A 23245-nucleotide genomic window follows, 5' to 3' on the forward strand; every position below is an offset into this window, starting at 1 on the left:
TATTTAACTATATTAAAGATTTATTTTAAGTATATTACCAATAATAACGATAAGCTTATAGATTTAGAGAAAATATTAGACAATTATAAAATTGCCAAGAAAAAAGTAAATAAATTTGAAAATTTTATGAAAGAGGGCGAAAGAGATAAAATTTTAGACTATATAGAAAATAAGCTGGTTAAAAAACCTGAATATAGATATATTAAAAATTATAGAAATTCGTTGCTTATAAAGTTAATGCTAAAAAGTGGGCTAAGAATAAGCGAGGCACTAAATCTTAAATTTTGTGACTTTCAAGAAAGCGACGACGGAGAATTTTACGATATAAATATACTAGCCAAAGGTGGAGAGTATCAAACGGCTTACATACCAAAAAACCATATAGAAGATGATTTTGAGAGGCTATCTAGCATATATCCACCAGAAAGCTATATCTTTACAAATAAAAATGGCGATAAGCCTATTTCTAGGCAATGCGTATATACTCTGCTAGAACGCATATATAGAAAATGTGGCATAGTAAATAAAAGGGGTTGCCATATATTAAGGCACTCGTTTGCAATGAATATGGTCGAGAAAAATACAAATTTGGGAGTTATACAAAAAGCCCTTAGGCACAAGAAAATACAGACAACAATGATCTATGCAGACGCTACTGGGGATATGGTCAAGAAAGAGATGAAAAGAGTGATGTAAAAACTGCAATATAATACTTAAAATTTGGGTTATACTGTGGATAGAATTCTAAAAATTTATAACAACAATGATCTTGTAGGATTTCTTAAAGTATATGCCGTAGGCAGAAATGAAACATATTATTTTGAATACGATAAAGAGTGGTTAAAAAATGGCTTTGAAATAGATCCAAATTTACCGCTGCAAAGCTCCCAGTTTGTATCTAAAAATCTATGGGGAGCATTTTGTGACATAAGCCCAGAAAGATGGGGCAAACTAATCCAAAAGCTAAAATCAAATAGCGAACTTACAGAGAGTGAATATATGCTAGGGGTAAGTGACTATTTTCGTATAGGCTCACTCAGAATAGAAAAAGAGTGTAAATTTATATCTACTACAAACGACATACCAAAGCTAACTCACATTAGTGAGCTTTGCATATCATCACAAAGAATTGAACGCGGCGAGAGCCTTGAAAGTGACATTAAAAATTTGCTTGCACCTAGCGGAAGCTTGGGTGGGGCTAGACCAAAGGCAAGCGTATTAAAAGACAATGAGCTTTACATAGTCAAATTTCCGTCCATAAAGGATGAATATAGGCAAATTTCTCGTAGCGAAAAAACTATGCTAGATGTTGCCAGTATCGCAAAAATAAACGTATGTCAAAGCGAGCTTTTTGAAACGGCAAAAGGCACGGCTTTACTTGTCAAAAGATTTGACAGAAACGGCGATAAGAGAATACCTTATAAGTCGGCTATGACTTTGCTTGGGGTTAGAGATGGCGATGAAAGCAATAATAAGAGTTACTGTGATCTAACTAACGTGATTGATAGTAAAAACAAAAAAGAGCTTTTTCGACGTATGGTTTTTAACGGTTTATTTGGCAACACGGACGATCACCCAAGAAATCACGGCGTGCTATATGATGAAAAAACAAAAAGCTGGAATTTATCCCCCGCATTTGATATAACACCAACACCAATAATCTATTCAAAACAAAACCATGCTTTAAATTTTGTGGGTTTTAAAAGCTTGCCATCGGTCCAGCTTTTTTACGAGATAAAATCAAAATTTGATATAGATGACGGCGAATTTAAAGAGATCATGGCAGATATGCTAATGGCAAGAGATAAATTTGAAGAGATAGCAAAGCGAAATAAAATAAATAGCGGCAACTTGAAAATGCTAAAAAATAACTATTGCCACGAGGATTTTGGAAGGTGTGGGCGATGATATGTTTGCTTTGCCATTTGGTTTCATGGTGCGAGTGATGACCATAGTAGTTTGTTGTGCTATCTCAAATACTCTTCAAGTAAATTTTCAAATTTCACCCTTAGATACTCAGGCTCTTTTATCTTGATAAATGGCAGCCAGTATTTGACCACGCGCAGTATCTCATCGTCGTAGGCTACCTCTGTGCTTAGGATGATCTTGTCTTTATCTTCGCTTATTATTTTAAAATTTGGCAAGAATTTCTTTCTTTTAAAGTAGCTCATCGCCTCGCTTTTTATCTCTAGCGTCACTTCAAATTTTACGTCCGAAAACCAGTTTGTGTCGTTTTGCTTGATGCGGTTTGTAAATTCTTCATTTGGCTTAAATGCGCTCTCTTTTATCTTTATATTTTCAAGCTTTGAAAGGGTGAAATTTTTAAGCCTACCACTATCATCTGCTAGCAGGTACCAGACGCCATTGTTGTTTATCAGTTTGTATGGTTTTAGTGATCTAAATTTAGCGTTGTAAGAGCACTCAACTATCTTATTTTTAATAATAGCAGCGCTTATCTCTTCAAACTCGGCTCTTGAAATTTGTAGATCCTCAAAGCCTTGATTTTTGATGAGATAGACCTTGTTTAGCTTCTCATTTAAGATGTCGCTGATAAATTTATCGTCTAGATCCGGAAACAAAGACTTCACTCCACTAAGTATTGCAAATGCCTGGATATCTTTATAGCTAAGCTTACCAAGTGCATAGTCAGCCAAAAAGTATTTGCCATTTGCTTTTTCTATGGGCAGTATATTTAGGCGCTCAAAGTCCCTTAGAATGGTCCTTTTATTGACACTAAATTCCTCCGTGAGCTCATCTATACTAAGTCTTGCTCCGTCATTTAGCTTTATTAAAATTTGAGCGAGCCTAAAGGCTATCTTGTCGTGAGAGTGCATCTTAAATCCTTTTAAAATTTTCGTTATTTTATCCTAAAAAGAGATCGCGACACAACCTGTCAGGGTCATAGTGTAAATTTTCGTCAAATTTAAAAAGGAGAGGATATGAGCTTATTTATAATACTACAAATAAAGCATGGCTTGATCCTAGGATTACACAGGATAATGTAGAAAAGTAAAATATTTAAAGCTATGTCTATAATTCTTGCCATTATTTATTTTTAATCCTAGATTATGCGGATTTTAATTATTCTTTATCATTAAATAGAGTTCTTTTTCTATATATTCATCTACTTTTTCAGGGTCTATCTCGCCTAAGTTATACCAAGCATTTATCTCTTTTAAACCTAAATATCCGAACCTAACCCATCCAATCAAATTTGTTCTTAGCAAAAATTCCACCATATTTCCCCCGCTGCGTATGCCTGCATCTGCTACATCTATCACACAAAGCGTTCCGTGCCCAACTAATAACATACGCCTTAGTTCCGGAATATTGGCATTTGGTATGCATTCTTTCCAGTCTTTTTCATGGTAAAATCTTGCTTTTAAGGCATACATAACTCTTATAAGGAGCTCGGTTATTAAAACTGGTATTGCCATGGCTATACCGTGTCTTAAATCATAACCTTGCTCAAAAACCTTTGAACAGACTACAGCAAACGTTTCCTGTTGCTTTTCTCCAAACCTACCGAAATTCATTAATTGTGTTAGCTCATAAAAAGGTATAGGTATTCCGCTGCCTCTACCAGCAGCACCAGATGAACCTGTCCAGTCAGACATAAGGTGCCCAAACCAATTACAAAAACCACAAAAAATCTTAGCAATAAAATTATCGCCTTGGAGCTCAAATGTATCAGTTTTAATTGTTATAAGTCGCCCATTACTTACAAAGCTTGATGTATTTGTAAATTGGTTTAATATTGAAAAAAATAAACCTATTAAATCAGGCGAATGCCCTAAGCTTTTTAAATGATGATTTGATGGACTCAAATTTTCAACCAAACCACCGGTTCCTTTTTTGCCACTTGTAGTAGATTGGTCATAATTTATTTTAAATTTATTTTCCAAAAAACCTATTGCGCTCTTTAGTTCATTGCTTCCTTTTGTCTTAGCCTTTTCTTTATCCCATCCCAACATCTCAGCAAATTTCATTGTTATATCATTTGTTTTTTTGTCTACAAAATTTCCTAAATCACTTTCGCCAGGCTTTCCAACAAATAGCACATCTATTATTCCGCCTATGACGCCGCAAGTGCCGGCTATCATATAGTCATATTTATCGCAATTGGCGTTTTTATAAGCAAAGTCTTCTTTGATTCTCTTTTGAAGTTCCAGAATCTGACTTTTGGACATTAAATTTCTAAATGGATCATCTGATAAATTTAGATTATACTTTTTGGCATACTCATCTACAGAATTTAAATAATCAAGCCACGACATATTCTTATTAAAATCAATTTGTTCCAAAGAGTCTATTGCAGCAACCCTATCATAAACTAGCTCATGTTCTAGTTCTTTTTCTACTGCTTCCAAGTTTACATCTAACTCGTTGTTCCTACTAGTATTCTCTAGTAATTCCTGCATTTGACCCATGAGCTCATCAAGCAAAACATCGCTCTCGCTTTGTGATTTTTTTATATCATCTAGGTTATTATTTATTTCATTTAATTTGTTGGTAACAGTTAAAACCTGATGTTTTTGGACTATTACGGCATTTGCTTCATCGACTAAGTGTTTTTCTTTCACCTTAAAATACCTTTAGCAAAGTCGGTAAATTTATCGAGCCCGTCCTGTGCTTTACCCTTTAAAATATTGCCTACATCAAAATATCCAACAGCATTAAATATCTCAGCCATTTTCTCTAGTGTTTGAGTATCTATGTTGTCTTTAAGTTTCACTACTTTCTCTTTATTACCGTCATTTACTACTTCTACTTCCTCATAGTTATTAATCACTAGTTTAAACATAGGCTCATTGGTCGGATCACTAGTTAACCTTTTTAGCCTAGAAACATCCAACAAGTCAGGACATTGTAATTTATTAGCGCTATTCTCGTATCTATCTTGCTTAAGTGTCATACTCTTAGCAGCACCAACAAACTGCTTTATCATTTTTTCAAGCTGCTGAATCTTTTGATTCTTATTTGAATCAGTTTCTTTTACATCATTTAATTTTAATACTATGTAGTTTATATCTTCTATAATATTACAAATGCTTTTTTGAGTTTGTTTTATAGCTTCATGAAGCATAATTTCTCTTTGCTTGTAGTTACTAACTTGATTTGCGCCTGTTAAATATCTAACTCCTTGATATACTCCTACACCCATTAAGATCGCAACACCTATACCTGTAGCCATAGAAGATAATCCTAGAAGGCCGCCCATACCAAGGGTTGCGAGTCCAGAAGTCATACCAGCAGCACTTAGTCCAAGAACAGAACCAGATATATATACTGCGCCAAGTGGAACACCAACACTTGTAGCCTTTGCCGATAAGTCTTTCATTATGGATTTTATTTTGTCATCATCAAGATTGTTATAGAGTATGCTATAGTCTTGTTTAATAGTATCAACAGCTAGTTCAATATCATTATCGTTCAGTCCAAGTAACATCTTATTATTTTGAATAAAATTTACATCTTTTGCGCTAACAGCATTAAATTCATCTATGCCTGTAAAATAAATATTTGTTATATCTTTTACTAGAGATATCATAATAGACTTAAGCTGTGAGCCATCTGAGTTAGACTTTATATCCTCTAAAAGATCTTTTATATCTGTTAAGTTCTCTAAAGAAGCTTCCGACATATAAGCCCTGACCTCAAATCTAGGTTCTTTGCCAGCCTCTAGTCCGACCCTGTCCATAAGTAAAAATATTTCTGCAAATTCTTTTTCATCTATTTTATTATCATTTGATAATGCTGCATTTATAATTACTTTCAAATATGCAACTTTTAAAGGATCTGGCATATCAGCTATTATCTTCAGTTGGTTTTCATCTTTAAAATTTTCATGTTCTAGAATTTTATTAATAAATTTTTCCAAAAACTCATAATCACAATCATGCAAGCCTTTTATAATAATACTTTCTTCTTCTGGATTTTTAAATTTTACTTCGACATACTCATAGTCAAGTTTTTGTTCGCCGTTTTTATCTATTTCGCATTTTTGTCCATACTCTGCACTTTGCATATTTTCATATATAAAAACAACTGGATCTGACAGCATAGTCTTTTGTATCATCCTGGTACCAGTAAACAAAAGCCCTTCATCACATGAATTAGATAATGTATGATCAAATATGGCAATTATAGAGCTAAAGTCGTCACAATTAAATGCTTTAGAAGCATTGTCAAGACATTTTTTATCTATCGGAGCTATTAATACTTTACTATTGACTGCGTCACTTAGTGTGTTTTCGATTTTATTGACGATCTTATCAAAAAAACTAGAAGTTTTTTCAATGATTTCATTATTTGTTTCCCTAGAATCCCTTTCAGCCCAACTTTTTGAAATCATATATGCATTTTCTTTAATATATGTATTTACGTTATTCATTGTATCTCCTTGTGTAGTGATTAAACTCTTTTATATCGTCAAACCACTATAAAAGTTTAATAAAAATTAAATAGTAATAAATTCATAAACAACTAGACTTCCTCTTTTGCCACTATGCACTCTTTCCGCCATAGTAGTTTTTATAAAACCTAGCTACATCTTTAAAAGTGAAGGCTAGCTCTTGTATAGAGCTGGCACCCTTTAGCAAAATACTAGCTGTAAAAAACAAATCTTTAAGCTCCTCTTTGTCTTTTGCCTGCTCGCCAGCCATATTTGCAAGCATATATCTAAGCATAAACGAAAGATCGTTTAAAATTTGTAAATCATCATCAGTTTTTACAAATCTATAAACATCCAATCCTTGAGCGCTAAATTCAATGATACTTCTTGTGATAAACTCATCTTTAAAAAGCACAAGAGAAAGTTCATTCATAACTTGATCTAGCTCATAAGACTTACCAAAAGCTTTTGCTCTTAAAAATTTATCATTAGTACTCATTTTGCCCGTCCCAGCCTCTTTTTGATTGATATTTTTAAAAGAATTTGAGCCATTTCTTGCAAAATGCGAAAAGAGCTTAACACTAAAACAGCTCACGCAAAGCCCTTTTAAAGTAGTCATTCTCATAAATTTCTATCCACTCATGTAAAATGTCCAAAACCACGTCGATATCTTTCATCTCATTTATCTGGCGAAGCATGGTTACAAATTTATTATTTGCTTCGACTAACGCGTATATAAGCCCTGCTTGATGTGCATCTACTTTTAAAAAGCTATCCTCATCTTTTTTATCATCCCTTTTTTGCGTTATCTTTAGCAAGATATTGCTTAAGACGTTGCTTAGGCTATCTAAAAAGCTAGTATCTCTTTTGCTGTTATTTACTAGGCAGATGAGAGCAAATTTATACTTTTCGTCATATTCACTAAATTCTATGACTTTAGCATTCTCAGCACCTATAAATTGCCTAAGACCACTTTCTTCAAGTATAGTAGGCAGTGCTCTTTGTAAATTTTCTATACCTGCATAAATTTCTAAAAATTTATCTTGCAAGGTGCTTTTATCTATCTCGTCATTTGGGTTTTGGCTAGATTGATTTAAATAATCGCAATAATGCTCGCTCTCACTAAAATATTTACCAAGCCCAAAACCAATAGCCCCAAGCGCCACGCCACCTATGATATATCTTAACATCTATGCTCCTTTGATTTGATTTATGGTGAAAATTTAACCTAGTGGCGTGACAGGTTGTGTCGCAGATGATAAATTTACTAAAAACCCACTGCGCACTTATGCTTTAGCTTCCTGCTATACTTACTTTTATCTTTTTTGACCCTTGTCGAGAGAGAAATTTCTCGCCTTATGTGAGACAATATATTTTGATCTCGCTTTTGCATTTTTTATCCTTTAAATTTATTTTTACAAATAGGCGAAATCTTACAAAATAGCAGCGTCAAATGCTGACATTTAAGTGCCCATTTTGCGTGCTCCAGCTAGCTAAAACCTCTTTTAGAGTATAATTTTAAAAAATCTCTCAAAGGCAACCATGCTAAAGTATTTAGAGTTAGCCGTTTGCGGCATAAATTTAAAGCCCATCCACCCATTTATAGGCTCTACCATCAGAGGCACCTTCGGACACGCGCTAAGATATGCAAGCTGCCCTTATATCAGCCAAGAGTGCGGCACATGCGACATTTCTGGTAGCTGCATCTATGATGAATTTTTTGAAAACATCTCTGATACGCCAAATTTCAGGCTAGATATCGAGCTTGATCAAACGAGCTTTGACTTTAAAATTTTACTTTTCGAGCATGCCACCAGCTACCTGCCTTATGTAGCTATCGCTGTTAAAAATATGCAATATATCGGTCTTGGTGCAAGTAGAGATAAATTTAAGCTCAGCCACTTTTTGCTAAATGGCAAAATGGTTGAAACCAAATTTTTACTAAACTCCGAGCCAGAAACTCTAAATTTCACACCAAATTTCACCGCAGGCGACTACGAGATCGACCTTCAAACCCCACTTCGCATAAAGCAAAAAAATGCCCTAGTTAAAAGCGAGATCGATTTTAGGTCACTCATCCGCCAGATCGCCATGCGATATGAGGGCATTTCAGGCACGCAGATGGATAAATTTGAAGTTAAATTTGACCATTTTGAGCAAGAGCTTAGCTTTTACGACCTTGAGCGTTACTCAAACCGCCAGCACACCAAGATGCACTTTGGCGGCGTCACTGGCAAGATGCGAGTTTATGGCCTTGATGAGCGCTCAGCAGGGCTTTTGCAGCTAGCCACTATCACAGGCGTTGGCAAAAGCACCGTTTTTGGACTGGGCAAGATAGCTGTGACGCAGATCTAGCCTTTGTGCTTCTGGCTAGCTTTTGCGTCAAGCACTAAAATGCTAAAAAGGATAGCCTATGTTTGATCTAAATTTAGAGGATATTTTTACAAAAGATACATTTGACTATGCGCTAAAAAGGCTCAAACACACAGCCTTAGGGCTTGATGGACTTAGCATGGATGAGCTCTGCACGGGGGCATTTTTTGCCGAGCTTAAAAATGAAATTTTAAACCTCTCTTATTCGCCCCAGCCACTAAAACGAGCCTTCATCCCCAAAGAGAACAAAGATGAGCTTCGCAAGCTAGCCATCCCATCTTTAAAAGATAAATTTGCACAAAACATCCTCATTAGCGAGCTTTCAAGCTATTTTGACAAGGGCTTTTCAAACCGCTCCTACGCCTACCGAAGTGGCAAATCATACTCAAACGCCATCTTTAGGGCACGAGATTTTTGCTTGACGCACGACTTTGTCCTAAAAACCGACATAAAAGACTTTTTTGAAAACATTAACCACAAAAAACTTCTTGAAATTCTGCGCTCAAACATCAAAGACACACGCATCATTAGGCTCATCGAGCTTTGGATAAAAAATGGCATTTTCGAGCGTTTTGACTACACTTCTCACACAAAAGGCGTCCATCAAGGCGACGTCTTAAGCCCACTTCTTTCAAACATCTATTTAGATCAGATGGATAAATTTCTCGAGCGTAGCGGCATAGAGTTTGTAAGATACGCAGATGATTTTGTTCTATTTTTTAGCTCACGTGAAGCCTGCGAGCAAGCGCTTGCTAGGCTAAAGGACTTTTTAGCAACCATAAATTTATCCCTAAACGAAGCCAAAACATCCTTGCACGACAAAGATAGCGAATTTACCTTTCTAGGCGTAAATTTTAAGTCCCACGAGCTAAGCATAGGTGGTGATAAATTTACCCACATCCTATCCAAACTCACAGCCTCGTCTAAAAAGCCAGACATCGCCCAAAGCGTAGAGAGCATAAACGCCTATATCTCACACCTAAATACGATCTCGCTTAAGCTCTTTTCGCCAGCGCAAAAAGATAGCTTTTGCCTGCATTTTGATGAAGTTTTGACAAATTTAACTCGCAAATTTCTAAAAACTATAGACAAGCACACTCTAGCAGAGGCTATATCAAATTTAAATTTCCCATTTGAGCTAAGCCACTCTCTCAAAAAAGCAAAAATTCTCTCCTACTACAAAAACGCTAAACGCCCAGCCGTAAAGTCCGTCCAAAACGCCCTCGAAGCCAAAAAGCGCGAATACACAAAGTCCTTCTCGCAAAGCTCCGTCATCCACATCACGACGCCATTTTACTTTCTAGCGCTCTCACAGGGTAAATTTGTCTTAAAAGACAAAGGCGCCATCAAGCATAAATTCCCTATCGCTCAAATAACCCAGATCATCATAAACGCCCAAATTTCCCTAAGCTCCGCCGTTATAAAAGAGTGCGCCAAACGCAAAATTTCTATAAATTTCATCGACGAAAAGACAAATTTAAGCTACGCCACGCTCTTTACAGCAAACTCAGCCATCTCAAAAACCGCCGCCTCGCAGATCACTCTGCTAAAAACCAAAAAGTCTCTGCGTATCGCCCAGCAGTTCATCATCGGCAAGCTCAAAAACCAGATCAACTACCTAAAATACTTAGACAAATACCACAAAAGCCTAAGCTCCCACATCAGCTCCATGCAAGAGATACTAACCTCCCACGTCCCAAACGCCCAAAGCGTAAGCGAGCTTTTGGGCTTTGAAGGTAGCAGCGCGAATGCATACTGGCAGGCCATAGCAAAGGCGATAGACTATAAATTTAGCTTCACCGCACGCATCACGCAAGGCGCTACTGATATTGTAAATTCAGCCCTAAACTACGGCTACGCTATCCTTTATTCAAAGATATTAAAGTCCATCGCCGCCGTAGGGCTCTCGCCTCACGTCTCATATCTGCACGCACTTGACGAGCAAAAGCCCACTCTAGCCTTCGATCTCATCGAGGAATTTAGAGCCTTCATCGTCGATCGCGCTATCATCTCTATGGTAAATAAAAATGAGCCCTTCGAGATAAAAGACGGCCTTTTATCTGCCAAAACTAGGCAAAATATCGCCAAAAACGTAAACGAAAAGCTCTTTGCCTACACGCAGTATAGAGGCGAGCAGCTAAAAGCACAAGACATCATCGACAAACAAGCCTACGCCCTAAAGCGAGCCGTCACACAAAATGAAAAATACAAGCCTTTCATAGGGAGATTTCAATGAATATCATCATCTGCTACGACGTCCGCCTGACCAAGCGCCGAAACAAGCTAGCCGCGCTACTTGAGAGCTACGGCATAAGGGCAAACTACTCCGTCTTTGAGCTAGACATCCAAGAGCGTGACTTTTTCTCTATAAAAGAGCGCATATCAAAGATCATCGACCCTAAAACCGACAAAGTGCTGTTTTACCGCATCTGTAAAAGCTGCATGGCTAAAAGCGAGACCTTAGGCGAGGGCAAGATATTTTGCCCAAGCGACACCTATGTCTAAGCGCCTTTTTTAGGGATTTGATTTTCGAACTTTTCTAAATTTCAAAACGCCCTTTTTACCGCATTTTTATATTTTATTAAGTTTCAAAATCTTCGAAAATCTCAAATTTCCCTATCCCAAAAAAGACTTTCTCGAACTTTTATATTTTTGCACTTTTAAAGTTGCCTTTTTTAGGCACTTAGCATATAGCCCAAATTTGCCAAAATTCGAAAATCACACAAATTTTCACTTTTCATTTTAGATTTTCGAACTTTTTAGCTTTTATAAATGCCCTTATATTCGCTATCTTAAGCTATCTATAAGCAAAAGAGTGCAAATTTGAAAAATTTTTTTAGCCACATTTTCGAACATTTTGCCATTTGTGATATAATGCCGGCAAAGAGTAGTTCTTTTAAAACTCATTGTTAATTTACAAGCGTTTTTTGGGCTATCTGATACAAATTTCCCCGATCTAGGGGATTGAAACGATAAGGATCGACGGAAAATGACGCAATTTCTCAGTTGCGCCTTCATCTGATACAAATTTCCCCGATCTAGGGGATTGAAACGATACTCCAGCATCAGCATTCATAGCAGTAGTGTTATAATCTGATACAAATTTCCCCGATCTAGGGGATTGAAACAGTTGGAGTAGCAGCACCTTGTTGCTGAACCTGTGCTATCTGATACAAATTTCCCCGATCTAGGGGATTGAAACTTGCAAGCTTACTTCTCTTTCGAAGACGACACGGTCGCCTTATCTGATACAAATTTCCCCGATCTAGGGGATTGAAACAAGTCCTATAAGAGCTTCACCTTTGTTTGAAATTTTTCTATCTGATACAAATTTCCCCGATCTAGGGGATTGAAACTATACTAGAAAGTTTACTAAAGTCGTGGTACTCTGGGATCTGATACAAATTTCCCCGATCTAGGGGATTGAAACTCTGTCTATATCGATAGACCTATCGACATTTACACTAATCTGATACAAATTTCCCCGATCTAGGGGATTGAAACTTTTACCGCTGCCTTTTTTACTTTAACACTACTTCCTGCATTAATCTGATACAAATTTCCCCGATCTAGGGGATTGAAACCTTGTATGCCCACCATTCACTTCCATCGTACTCAGACCTTTCATCTGATACAAATTTCCCCGATCTAGGGGATTGAAACATAAACTCATCTTCATCTTTTGGAAAATACTTATCAGCGAATCTGATACAAATTTCCCCGATCTAGGGGATTGAAACGAAGCAGCAATAGCCATTGCATGAGCCGGCATCGTAAGCCGCATCTGATACAAATTTCCCCGATCTAGGGGATTGAAACAACCAGAGGTCTTCTAGCTGAAAACCTCTAGCTTTGAATCTGATACAAATTTCCCCGATCTAGGGGATTGAAACATCATCATACATAGCTCCTTAATTTGTGGAATACGTCCAAATCTCATCTGATACAAATTTCCCCGATCTAGGGGATTGAAACACCTTGACACCTCTTTCCAATCTTTTTGTCATTCTGCAATTAGATACAAATTTCCCCGATCTAGGGGATTGAAACAAGCACCCTAGGAGCATCATTTCAAAAATAGCCTGAGCTATTGTATCTGATACAAATTTCCTCGGTCTAGGGGATTGAAACGCAATTTTTCCGAAGAATGTAATGTCTATAAACATTAATTAGATACAAATTTCCCCGATCTAGGGGATTGAAACGACAATACATCGGCGGTTGACTAGTGACCTACCGCATCTGATACAAATTTCCCCGATCTAGGGGATTGAAACATGTTGTTATTTTGGTGATCCCATGATCGATCACATAATCCGATACAAATTTCCCCGATTTAGGGGATTGAAACGCGCAACATTGCCCATGATAAACACACCAAGCAAATTTAGCAAATCTGATACAAATTTCCCCGATCTAGGGGATTGAAACCTACCATCTGCGATCAAAAAGCCAGCAGGGATAGTTTTTTGATTCGATATAAATTTCCCCGATTTAGGGGATTGAAACGCTGTAAGTGGCGTCTGTGCCAGTACCATTTGCATTTGGGATCTGATACAAATTTCCCCGATCTAGGGGATTAAAACTTCTAAGCTATAAAGATAAGGGGGGGGTTAATTCTCCCTATTTATTATTTTAAGGAGAGTAAAATGGATAGAGTAGAGGTAGGCAGTAGTTTTGAGTTCTATGTTGGATTAATTACAGTTCTCTTAGTATTTTTCGTATTTAATCTATTAATAGCTAGAAGAGAAATTAAAATTTATCAAAGTAAGTTTGATTTAATAGGAGTATGTGCTATACTTCCATTAGTAGCAATGGTTTTCTTAATGTTATATCTACATATAACTAAGAATGTAGATGGATTAGTATTAATGGTTTTAATTCTATTCGTACTATATGTAGGATATGGACTTAGAGTAATTTGGAAGAATAATGATGGATTCTTTAATTGTTTAATTGCTTTCATTATTAGGATGAATATCTTATGCTCATTCCCACTACAGCTATTACTATGGGTTATTTTACTTGGAGGTACTTACTATGTAAATGGAGTAAGACTTACTAAGGATAATATCAGAAATTATGGCATCCTAACTCAACTTAGATTTGCAGTATTTAATATGATTGTAAGTAATGTAAATAAAGTTGATAAAATTTACAGAGATAGATTATTGTAAATTTATAAAGTCTACTTAGGTAGACTTTATATTCTATATATTTAGTATTAGATACAAATTTCCCCGATCTAGGGGATTGAAGCAGGCAGGTGCATCTAGCATACTTCCCAAGTATTAATTCATAGATATATTTCATTTTAGTTATTTTTTAGTTGATATATAAAAAATAATCGTCATATTGACCATATCTGACAACGAAACTTTTTATAATTGCCTCCGAAGTTGATGCTAAAGCGTCAATAAAAAAATTAAGGAGTTTTTATGAAAAAGATCGCATTATCTTTAATGGTTGCAGGAGTTGTGAGCTCTGCTTTTGCTAGTGAGGCTGCTAATCTAGCTAATATAGCACCTACTAATCACGATAAAGTTGCCATCGCGCTAGATACTTACTACAAAGGTACTGATATATGGGGCGCTTCCTCTTTTGCTCTTGGCTTTGATGGCAAATATGGCTTGGTGCAAGCTGCTAATGGCGAGCTATACTTCCGCTTAGCAGGTCATGCTGGTGTTAGAAGCAAGGATGTGCATAGATTTCTCGAGATAGGTGGCGGACTTGGCTGGTCTCAAAAACTATCTGAAAATCAGTTTGTAGCACTTGAGACAAACTACAAATATGGTCTTGTTACTGGCGACATTGGCAGTGATCTTAAAAACTGGCGAGAATACGGCGTGCAAGCAACATACGGCTATAGAGTGGCTGAGTGGCTAAGTGTCGGTGTGAGTGGATCTTACGATAAAACTCAGTATGATCTATATGCCATCAAAAACATCAAAGGCTCTACATACGGCTTTGGCGTACCTATATCTATAAGTATCTCAAAGGGAGCAAACCTTAATATATATGGCGGCTATCAAAGCCAAAGGCTAGATGGTAGTGACCTAAAAAAGGGACAACCTATAGTGACTTTGGGTATCACAGCGAAATTTTAGTTCAAAGTAGCCAAGGCGTATGCTTTGGCTAAATGTTTCTTTTTAGAAATATTTTAACTAAATTTGCAAGCCTTAACTCTTTTTAAGTAAATGAAATATGAATTTAAATAAAATGTCAAATATGATGCAAAAAAGGAGACTATATGGAGTACCTATATGGTGTGAGCATTCAAGGGATACAAGAATACATCTACTCTACAAATAAACTACAAGAGATAGTTGGCGCAAGTGAAATAATCGACTCTTTAGGGCAAAAATTTAAAGAGAAGAAAAAAGACGATGGGCCATTGTTTGCTATATTTGACGAGCTAAAAGAGAGTGGCTTGGTTAAGGAAATTTTACTAAATGCTGCTGGAAATTTCAGAGCTATAGTAAATGGCAAAGAAAATTTAAGCAAGATAGTCCTTGAGCTACCTAAAAAAATAATGCAAAATGCTTATGGTATCACGGTCTCTCAAGCTGCTGTTAAGTACGATGGATATAAAGAGTCTTCTAAAAAGCTCGAGGAAAATCTCAAAATCCAACGTAACCGCCCAACTCTGCCACTTGATATGAGTATAAATTTTATGCTTCTAGCGCCAAAAACTGCTAGGGGTGTTGTAAAATTTAGTGATGATAGGCTAGACATCTCGTGCGTGCAAAAGAGAAAGTCGCATGATAGATGGTTTAACAAACGCCGAACAGAGCACAACGAAGAAGATGACATTAAATTTGCTGAGCTAAAAGAGTTTAGCGATATCTCAAATAAGAAACATAAACTAGCAGTTATCCACGCTGATGGCAACGGCCTTGGGGTGCTAGTGAAAAACCTAGCGCAGATCGTAGATAGCATTGGTAAAACAGAAGCTATAGTTAATTTTTCAGAGGCACTAGATAGATCTACAAAGTCTGCATTTGCTAATGCCAAAAAAAGGACAAAAGAGACATTTGGTGATAGTTTAAAGATAAAGGCGCTGATACTAAGTGGCGATGATATGACGGCAGTTTGTGACGCAGATATTGCACTGGAATTTACTAAAAATTTCATAGAGGAATTTGAAAATGCAACCGAAAGAGAAAAGTCTTATATCGGGCGAAAACTAACAATGTGTGCTGGCATAGCATACTGCAATGAGAAATTTCCATTTCACTACGCTGTTAGCCTAGCTGAGGAGCTTTGTGGGATGGCCAAAAAACACTCTAAAAATAAATACCCAAAAGAGAGCGCTGCTCCAAGCTGCGTGATGTTTCATAATGTCCAAAGCTCAAATTTCCAAAGCTGGGATAATTTCATAAAAGATGAGCTTACGATAAAAAACAAAAGCAATAACATCAGATGCGACTTTGGTCCATACTATCTAAATAAAGATGGCGAAGCAAATATAGATGCTTTTGTAAATTTAGCAAAAATTTATAGTGGCGAAAAAAGTCCAAAAGGCAAGCTAAGAGAGTGGATAAAAGAGCTTGGCGTAAATGAGAATTTAGCCAAGATGATGCTAGATAGGATAAACGATATGCTTGAAAATAGGAGTAAATTTGATAAGACTTTGGATGAGTTTTACAAAGGGCTATCTTGTAAGAATTTGATAATAGAAAAAGATCAGTCGCAAAAAACTCCGATCTATGATCTACTACAAATTTTATCTGCTACTTATAGTCTGGGAGGCAAAAAATGACAATAAGTTATGAGCTTAAATTTTTCGACTACTGGCACGTTAGTAGTGGGCTTAGTGGCGGTGCTGCCTTAGATAGCTATGTGGTCAAAGATAGTTTTGGACTTCCTTATGTCCCTGGAAAGACTATAAAAGGCTTGGTACGCGAGATGGCGGAGCTGTTTTGGAACAAAGAGGATATAGATAGATGTTTTGGCTCAAGAGGCAATGAAAATAAGCAAGACGACAACGATGACACAACGCAGGCGCAATGCTACTTTAGCAGTGCAGTGCTGGATCAAAAAACAGCTGATGAGATCATAGCGAACAATCTTTCGCATAATCTCTTTGACGTCATCTCATCAACGATGGTTGATAAAAATGGCATAGCTGTTGATAAGTCACTAAGAGATATTGAGGTGGTTTTGCCTATCAGCTTAAAAGGGACGATAGAAAATGTAGATGAGAAATTTGCCAAAGAGCTGGAGCGATCTTTAAAGATGATAAAGAGGATGGGGCTAAATCGCAACAGAGGCCTTGGTAGATGTGAATTCGTAGTGAAAGGGTTATGATGAGAGAGCTAAAATTTGAGATAACTTTTAAAAGTCCGATCATATTGCAGGCAGCTTCAAATACACAGGGTAAGATGAGCCTGCTTGACTTTATACCTGGAAGTGCATTTTTAGGTATGGTAGCTAGCAGATACAGTGAATTTAGCGATCCATTTAAAATTTTTCATAGCGGGGCGGTGAAATTTTGTGACGCATCGCCTATTAAAGATGGCAAGGAATTTTTTAAGATCCCACTCTCTTATTTTCATGAAAAACTCGATAGCAGCAAAATTTATAACCACCATCTGCTTTGTAAATATAACGCTAATGACAGGGATAAATTTGAGGATTTTATCCAGCTAAAACAGATGAGAAGTGGCTATATAAATGACGAAAACGAGCAGCTAAGCTTTATTTATGACTTTTCTCAAAAAAGTGCCTATGATAAAAAAGTAAGACGCTCTAAAGATAGTCAAATGTATGGCTATGAGGCATTTAGAGCTGGACAAAAGTGGAAATTTGGCGTTAAATTTGATGAAAGCGTTAGTCAAAATGAGATAGACCTGGTAAAAGAAACTCTTGAGCGCTCAACTAGACTTGGTAAGTCAAAAAGTGCTGAATATGGTGCTGTAAAGATAGAATTTATCGGTGAGCAAAAAGACGAAAATAAAAATTTTACACCGCCAGAAAAATATACTTTTATATATGCTAAATCCAGACTTGCACTTACCGACGAAAACGGCAATCCAAGCTACGATGTAAGGTATATCTTGCCAAATTTGAGCGAAAATAACATAGACTATGGCAAAACGCAGATAAGAGTGTCTCAATTTACCCCTTATAACGGCACTAGAGCCACAAAAGACTATGAGAGAATTTGTATAAATAAGGGCAGCGTCATCGCACTAAAAGATCTAAGTAGTGAGCAGATAGCTGAGCTAAAAAATGGCGTTGGAGCATACTTAAGCGAAGGCTTTGGCGAAGTTTTGATAAATCCACTATTTTTAAGTGGTGGAGATGAGAAAGATAGAGCGATAAGCTTTAAAAATGATGAAAAAGATAAGCCAGCAAACATAAAAGTAGAGATAAAAAGCGATTTGGCTAATTTTTTAAATAAAAAAGAAAAGGATAGAGCGCAAACTCTTACGATAGCCGAGGATGTGGCTAAATTTATAGATGCTAATAAGGCTAAATTTGGCGATATATCAAACTCTCAGTGGGGTGCGATAAGGTCGATATGTAGAGATGTTGCTACTAATGATAGTGTGCTTGACGACAAAGAGGCTAAAATAAGTAACCAAACCGCCGAAGAAAAAGACAAAAATATAGCTGGTCAGATATCCAAATTTATACGTAATGGCGTTAGAAAAGCGAACTGGGATTGTGAAAGAGAAACTGGTAATGGTCATGTGCTTTTAAAAGCCATAAAAGAGAGCAAAAATCCACTTAAATTTACACTGCTCTTATCGATGCAAATGCCAAAAGCCATAGGAGAAAAGAGATGAAAAGATTTTTAGCACACATTGTTATAGAGGCCAAAACTCCGCTAAAAGTTGGAGGTGGCAAGAATGATCTTTTTTACGATGCGCCTATACAAAGGGACTTTAATGGCTTGCCTATGATACTTGGCACTTCGGTCGCAGGGATACTAAGAAGAGCGTTTGAAGAGTATGTCGGCGAAGAGGTGGCAAATGAAATTTTTGGAACAAAAGGCAAAGATAGTAAAAATTTAGTTGGCTCAAGACTTGTGGTGTCAAATGCACTGCTTGTTGATGAAAATGGCATGGTTTGTGAAGAGTTGCTTTCAAAAAAGAGCAAATTTTTACAGCTTTTTGATAGCTTGCCTATCAGAGATCACGTCGCTATAAATGCAAATGGCACAGCAAGAGACGCTGGAAAATTTGATGAAGAGGTAGTTTTTAGCGGAAGTAGATTTAAATTTTCATTAGAACTTGCAGGGACAAAAGATGAGTTTGAGAGGATACTAAATTTACTTTCAGATCCCGCTCTAAGGCTTGGTGGTGGAAGCTCAAAAGGATTTGGTGCTTTAGTGATTAATGATATAAAATGGGGTGAATTTGATCTTTGCAACTATAAAAGTAGCTTAAATGATAGCCCTGATGGCTTTGTAAATTTCGATCTAAAAAATCAGTCGAATGAGAATTTTATAAGATATGAGCTTGCGATAGCTGCGGATGATTTTTTTATGTTTGGAAGTGGATTTGGTGATGTAGATGCTGATCACATGCCAGTTACTGAAAGCGTGGTTGATTATGAAACTAAAGAGCTTAGCGAGCAAAAGATTTTAATCCCTGCTAGCTCAATCAAAGGTGCTTTATCGCATAGAACGGCGTTTCATTACAATAAAATAAAAAAAGAATTTGAAAACGATGGTAAGGTCGGTAGCGAAAATAAAGCTGTAAGGGAAATTTTTGGCTATGAAAAAAATAAAAATGAAAATGGCGCTAAAGGTAAAATTTTAATAAGCGATTGCTTTTTAAACTACAAACCAAGCAATGAGTCAAAAGTCTTTGAGCATGTTAGCATAGATCGCTTCACTGGTGGAGCTATAGATGCGGCCTTGTTTCAAGAAAAAGCGGTTGCTAAAAAAGATAAATTTACGATAGAAATTTTACTTAGAAATAACGTGAGTGATGACGCGCTAGGAGCATTTGAACAAAGTCTGGATGATGTGGTAAAAGGACGTTTATCACTTGGTGGAGCGACCACTAAGGGCTATGGATTTTTTAAAGGCGAAGCCACAAAAAATGGCGAAGAATTGGAGCTAAAAAATGAAAAAAAATAGAGATGAAATTTTAAAATACGTTAATAGCCTTGCTGGTTACGAAGGCTACATCCAACTAATGAGCAAGAAAATCGATGAAAAACATATCTTTTTTGCTGGAGAAAGAAGCCCTAGCCTTAGTGAAGGCGAGCTAATTTATGAGGCACATTTTTTTAGTTCAAGTCAAAATAAAAGTATATTTATACGTCAGATAAATGATGGCTGGTTTGTTGATGAGACGGATCTAGGTAGCGTAAAACTAAGCGAGGATGACGTAAAAGTCTTTTATGCAAAGTCTAGCGACATCAAGATAAAAATGGCCCAAATTTGGATAGAAGAGGATGACGAGCTTTGCGAAGGGCTGCCTGTTTTGAAATTTAAAAAGTCTGCTTTTGCTGGTTTTATAAGAGATGAAAAGGATGAAAAATGATAACCGCTCCTTATAATTTTGTACCATTAAATGAAAAAATATTTTACCCGCCTTGGGCTAGTGAAGACATACTTAAAAACATCCACGACGTGCCATTTAAAGATGGCGAAAGCGGTGTAATAGAGGTCGAAATAACAGCAAAAAGTCCTATTTTTATAAAGGATAGTAAGAATCGCACCGAATTTTGTCACTTCACAAACGAAAATGGTGACAAAGAGTACCACATACCTGCAACTAGCATAAAAGGTATGATACGAAATGTCCTTGAGATAATGAGCTTTTCGGCTATGAGTTTTATAGATGACAAAAAGTATTCTATGCGTGATTTGAGTGGCAAATCAGGCTATAAAGAAAAAATAATCACAGGTATCAAATGCGGCTGGCTCTACAAAGAAAAAGATGGACTCAAAGTAAGAGAATGCGATGGGATTCATCGTATAAAATATCAAGAAATAGGCTATAAATTTAAGATAGACGACTACAGAAGCAACTTTTTAAAGGGAAAATTTAATGACACAAACGATCCCCTCAAGAATGCTTGCGCTAAATACGAGCTCGTAAAATTTGAAAACGTAGATAAAATTTATAATTTTTCAAAAACTGAAAATAAAAATAACAGAGTTATAGTTAAATTTGACGATAACGGCCCATTGCGTGGTAGGGTAGTATTAACAGGTCATCCGTCTGCAAGAGTAGATAATAAGGAAAAGCCAAGCGGTAAAAACTATGATTTCGTCTTCGTAGAAAAAGAAGATGCTAAAATTTTTAATGTAAGCAAAGATGTATTTGAGGTTTTTAAATTTGCCTATTTTGATGGTAGAGTAACGCAACCTATGGAATCTACTGACTGGGCTTTTTGGAAAGAAAAATTAAAAAACGGCAAGGAAGTGCCAGTGTTTTTTCATACAAACGGTAGTGAAGTTACAAATTTTGGACTTTCATATCTATATAAATTTCCTTTTAGCAAATCCGTAAAAGAGGTTTTGGAGCATACTCAAGTAAGAGAAAATAGGCCAGACTTAGCCGAGCTTATTTTTGGATTTAGCAAAAAAATTAATGATAAGCAAAAATCTCTAAAAGGTCGTGTTTTTATATCTCACGCAAAAGCAATAAATAATATAAAAATACGTCAACAAACAAAGCTTGTTTTAGGCTCCCCAAAGGCGTCATATTACCCGATTTATTTAAAACAAGATAAAAATAGCGAAAAATATATAACTTATGACGATAAGGATGCCAAATTATCGGGTTTTAAGCGATATGCGGTACATAAAGATATTGCAAAAAGTAATACTAATGACAAAACGGCAAATGTAGAAACAACTATTATTCCGCTTGAAGCCGGAGCGAAATTTAAATTTAAAATTGTAGTTCATAATATGTTGCCCATTGAAATAGGGGCATTGTTATCGGCGATTACATTTCATCAAAACAACCTTTGCTATCACTCTATCGGGATGGCAAAACCTCTAGGTTATGGCAAAATAAAGCTTTCAATTTTAGATTTAAAAGGATTTGACAAAGATATCAAAGAATACTTACGAGATTTTGAGTCGGCTATTAACAGCGCAATTTTCAATGGCAAAACAAAATGGCATGAAAGCGAACAGATAAAAAATTTATTTTCTATGGCAAGCGAGCAAAATAATACTGGTGATTCTGAACTAAAATATATGGAGCTAGAAGATTTTGCAAAAAGTAAAACTAAAAACTACAACCTAGAAAAATATATCCAACTTACAAATATAAATACAATACAAGCGACCCCTTTGTCCGATCAACAAAGTATATCGTGCTACAAGGAATTTATAGACGATTTAAAATTAAAAGAAAAAGCCATAAAAGAAAAAGTGGAGCTAGAGAAAAAAGAAAGAGAGATTAAAGAAAAAGAAAGAAAGTTACAAGATGCAACTAAAAACATGAGCGAATTCGATAAGAGATTTTATCTCCTTAAAAACGATCCAAATTATAAAAATATGCCAGAGATTACGGCACTATTTAAAGCAATTAGCGAAACGGACATATTTAATGATATTAAATTCGAAGCGCTTTGCAAACTACAAAAATTATTTAAAGATAGTGGCAAATGGAAAGAAGAAACAAAACAAAAGAAGCCTGAAAAAGACCGAGATTATAAGGATACTTTAAAAATAATAGCAATGTTTAAGGAATTTGAAAAATGAATAAATACCAAAATAGAGAACTTCAAAAAATAATTGTTTCGCTTCTTGGAAGCTCACTTTTGGGCGTTAAAGCGTTTTTAATAATAACAGGAGTGGCTGTCTTTTTTGCGTGGCTGCCTGATGGCATGTCTGCATTGCTAGATAAAATTTTTGAAGGAGAAATTTTTAGCTGGAGCGCAAAAGACGGAACTATGCTGGTTCAAATTTTAGGCTCGATTGCAATATTCTTGCTAGTTAAGCAAATAATCCCAAAAAATGTTGCTAATGTGGAGATAAGCATAAATAACGAACCTAAAAAAGCAAAAGCATTGGTACTATTTTTAAGTCCAAATTCAAGCGAAGAAGAAAAGTTGGAAAAATGTAAAAGCCTTGAAGACTTTAAATCTAACAACTATTTTATGCCTCTTACTGCGATTGACTACCATAAAAATAGGCTCACAAAATTAGTCATCGCTTGCTCTGATCAATCCTTTAATGATAAGGATAAATTTTTAAAATGTGTGCAAAATATTTTTGGTAGCAAGATCGCAAAAATTATAGAGATAAAGAGTGCTGGTGACTTTGAAAAAGCTAAAAATGTCTATGACTTTTTAGAAAATACATATGAAGAGCTTAAAAAAGAGGGCTTTAAAGAGGATGATATCGTATTTGACGTTACTGGTGGCCAAAAAGTAATAGCCATAGCTGGAGCAATGTTTGCGATACCAAATGATAGGCATTTACAGTATGTTTCTACAAATGATTATAGTGTTAGACACTATGACTTAATATATTCACAAAGTGAGGAATAA

General features: G+C 36.1%; 19 protein-coding genes and 1 CRISPR repeat array. Of the genes, 14 read left to right on the top strand and 5 right to left on the bottom strand.

Features of this window, described 5'->3' with window-relative positions; all coding sequences use genetic code 11:
* Both CVT14_RS09915 and CVT14_RS09920 read left to right on the top strand, forming a co-directional pair.
* Positions 1 to 696 (top strand): tyrosine-type recombinase/integrase (locus tag CVT14_RS09915; RefSeq protein ID WP_107850246.1); only part of this gene is annotated, 696 nt, incomplete at its 5' end.
* A gap of 36 nt (positions 697 to 732) precedes the next feature.
* A complete protein-coding gene (locus CVT14_RS09920) occupies positions 733 to 1908 on the top strand; it encodes a type II toxin-antitoxin system HipA family toxin (RefSeq protein WP_107850247.1) in 1176 nt (391 codons plus the stop codon).
* Positions 1909 to 1967: 59 nt separating this feature from the next.
* On the opposite strand, the gene CVT14_RS09925 is transcribed toward CVT14_RS09920, so the two are convergent.
* From CVT14_RS09925 to CVT14_RS09945, 5 genes are all read right to left on the bottom strand, one after another.
* Complete coding sequence (locus CVT14_RS09925) at positions 1968 to 2834, bottom strand: helix-turn-helix transcriptional regulator (RefSeq protein ID WP_107850248.1); 867 nt, start codon at positions 2832 to 2834, stop codon at positions 1968 to 1970.
* Positions 2835 to 3077: 243 nt separating this feature from the next.
* The gene (locus CVT14_RS09930; RefSeq protein WP_107850249.1) at positions 3078 to 4583 is read right to left on the bottom strand and encodes a hypothetical protein; all 1506 of its coding nucleotides are present in this window, start codon (positions 4581 to 4583) and stop codon (positions 3078 to 3080) included.
* A complete protein-coding gene (locus CVT14_RS09935) occupies positions 4580 to 6394 on the bottom strand; it encodes a hypothetical protein (protein ID WP_107850250.1) in 1815 nt (604 codons plus the stop codon). Before CVT14_RS09935 ends, CVT14_RS09930 begins: the two co-directional genes overlap by 4 nt.
* Positions 6395 to 6506: 112 nt before the next feature.
* The gene (locus tag CVT14_RS09940) at positions 6507 to 6989 is read right to left on the bottom strand and encodes a hypothetical protein (protein WP_107850251.1); all 483 of its coding nucleotides are present in this window, start codon (positions 6987 to 6989) and stop codon (positions 6507 to 6509) included.
* Entirely contained in the window at positions 6976 to 7584 is a 609-nt protein-coding gene (locus CVT14_RS09945; RefSeq protein ID WP_107850252.1) for a hypothetical protein, read from the bottom strand. The genes CVT14_RS09940 and CVT14_RS09945 overlap by 14 nt, the downstream gene beginning before the upstream one ends.
* A gap of 352 nt (positions 7585 to 7936) precedes the next feature.
* On the opposite strand from CVT14_RS09945, the gene cas6 reads away from it, so the two are divergent.
* The 12 genes from cas6 to CVT14_RS10005 all read left to right on the top strand — a co-directional run bounded on the left by cas6 (position 7937) and on the right by CVT14_RS10005 (position 23245).
* Positions 7937 to 8749, top strand: coding sequence for a CRISPR system precrRNA processing endoribonuclease RAMP protein Cas6 (cas6, locus tag CVT14_RS09950; protein ID WP_107850253.1), 813 nt, complete (start codon positions 7937 to 7939; stop codon positions 8747 to 8749).
* Positions 8750 to 8807: 58 nt separating this feature from the next.
* Positions 8808 to 11003 (top strand): CRISPR-associated endonuclease Cas1, encoded by a 2196-nt coding sequence (cas1, locus tag CVT14_RS09955; RefSeq protein WP_107850254.1) that lies wholly within the window; start codon positions 8808 to 8810, stop codon positions 11001 to 11003.
* Positions 11000 to 11272 carry a CRISPR-associated endonuclease Cas2 gene (gene cas2, locus CVT14_RS09960; RefSeq protein ID WP_103636499.1) on the top strand — a complete coding sequence of 91 codons (273 nt, stop codon included), beginning with the start codon at positions 11000 to 11002 and terminating at the stop codon, positions 11270 to 11272. The genes cas1 and cas2 overlap by 4 nt, the downstream gene beginning before the upstream one ends.
* 429 nt (positions 11273 to 11701) lie before the next feature.
* Positions 11702 to 13353: a CRISPR direct-repeat array (repeat unit 37 nt; unit sequence ATCTGATACAAATTTCCCCGATCTAGGGGATTGAAAC).
* A gap of 63 nt (positions 13354 to 13416) precedes the next feature.
* On the top strand, positions 13417 to 13944 hold the full coding sequence (locus tag CVT14_RS09965; RefSeq protein WP_107850255.1) for a hypothetical protein: 528 nt from the start codon (positions 13417 to 13419) through the stop codon (positions 13942 to 13944).
* A 261-nt stretch (positions 13945 to 14205) separates the two neighbouring features.
* A complete protein-coding gene (locus CVT14_RS09970; protein ID WP_021087712.1) occupies positions 14206 to 14874 on the top strand; it encodes a hypothetical protein in 669 nt (222 codons plus the stop codon).
* Positions 14875 to 15017: 143 nt separating this feature from the next.
* Positions 15018 to 16529, top strand: a complete 1512-nt coding sequence (locus CVT14_RS09975) for a Cas10/Cmr2 second palm domain-containing protein (protein ID WP_107850256.1) — start codon at positions 15018 to 15020, stop codon at positions 16527 to 16529.
* Entirely contained in the window at positions 16526 to 17077 is a 552-nt protein-coding gene (locus CVT14_RS09980; RefSeq protein WP_107850257.1) for an RAMP superfamily CRISPR-associated protein, read from the top strand. The genes CVT14_RS09975 and CVT14_RS09980 overlap by 4 nt, the downstream gene beginning before the upstream one ends.
* Positions 17077 to 18561 carry a hypothetical protein gene (locus CVT14_RS09985; protein WP_107850258.1) on the top strand — a complete coding sequence of 495 codons (1485 nt, stop codon included), beginning with the start codon at positions 17077 to 17079 and terminating at the stop codon, positions 18559 to 18561. The genes CVT14_RS09980 and CVT14_RS09985 overlap by 1 nt, the downstream gene beginning before the upstream one ends.
* The gene (locus CVT14_RS09990; protein ID WP_107850259.1) at positions 18558 to 19862 is read left to right on the top strand and encodes an RAMP superfamily CRISPR-associated protein; all 1305 of its coding nucleotides are present in this window, start codon (positions 18558 to 18560) and stop codon (positions 19860 to 19862) included. Before CVT14_RS09985 ends, CVT14_RS09990 begins: the two co-directional genes overlap by 4 nt.
* Entirely contained in the window at positions 19849 to 20271 is a 423-nt protein-coding gene (locus tag CVT14_RS09995) for a TIGR04423 family type III CRISPR-associated protein (protein ID WP_103636505.1), read from the top strand. Before CVT14_RS09990 ends, CVT14_RS09995 begins: the two co-directional genes overlap by 14 nt.
* Positions 20268 to 22454, top strand: a complete 2187-nt coding sequence (locus CVT14_RS10000) for a TIGR03986 family CRISPR-associated RAMP protein (protein ID WP_107850260.1) — start codon at positions 20268 to 20270, stop codon at positions 22452 to 22454. Before CVT14_RS09995 ends, CVT14_RS10000 begins: the two co-directional genes overlap by 4 nt.
* Positions 22451 to 23245: a hypothetical protein gene (locus CVT14_RS10005; protein ID WP_107850261.1), complete on the top strand. Its 795-nt coding sequence runs from the start codon at positions 22451 to 22453 to the stop codon at positions 23243 to 23245. Before CVT14_RS10000 ends, CVT14_RS10005 begins: the two co-directional genes overlap by 4 nt.

The organism is Campylobacter concisus, assembly GCF_003048445.1.
GTDB lineage: Bacteria > Campylobacterota > Campylobacteria > Campylobacterales > Campylobacteraceae > Campylobacter_A > Campylobacter_A concisus_BF.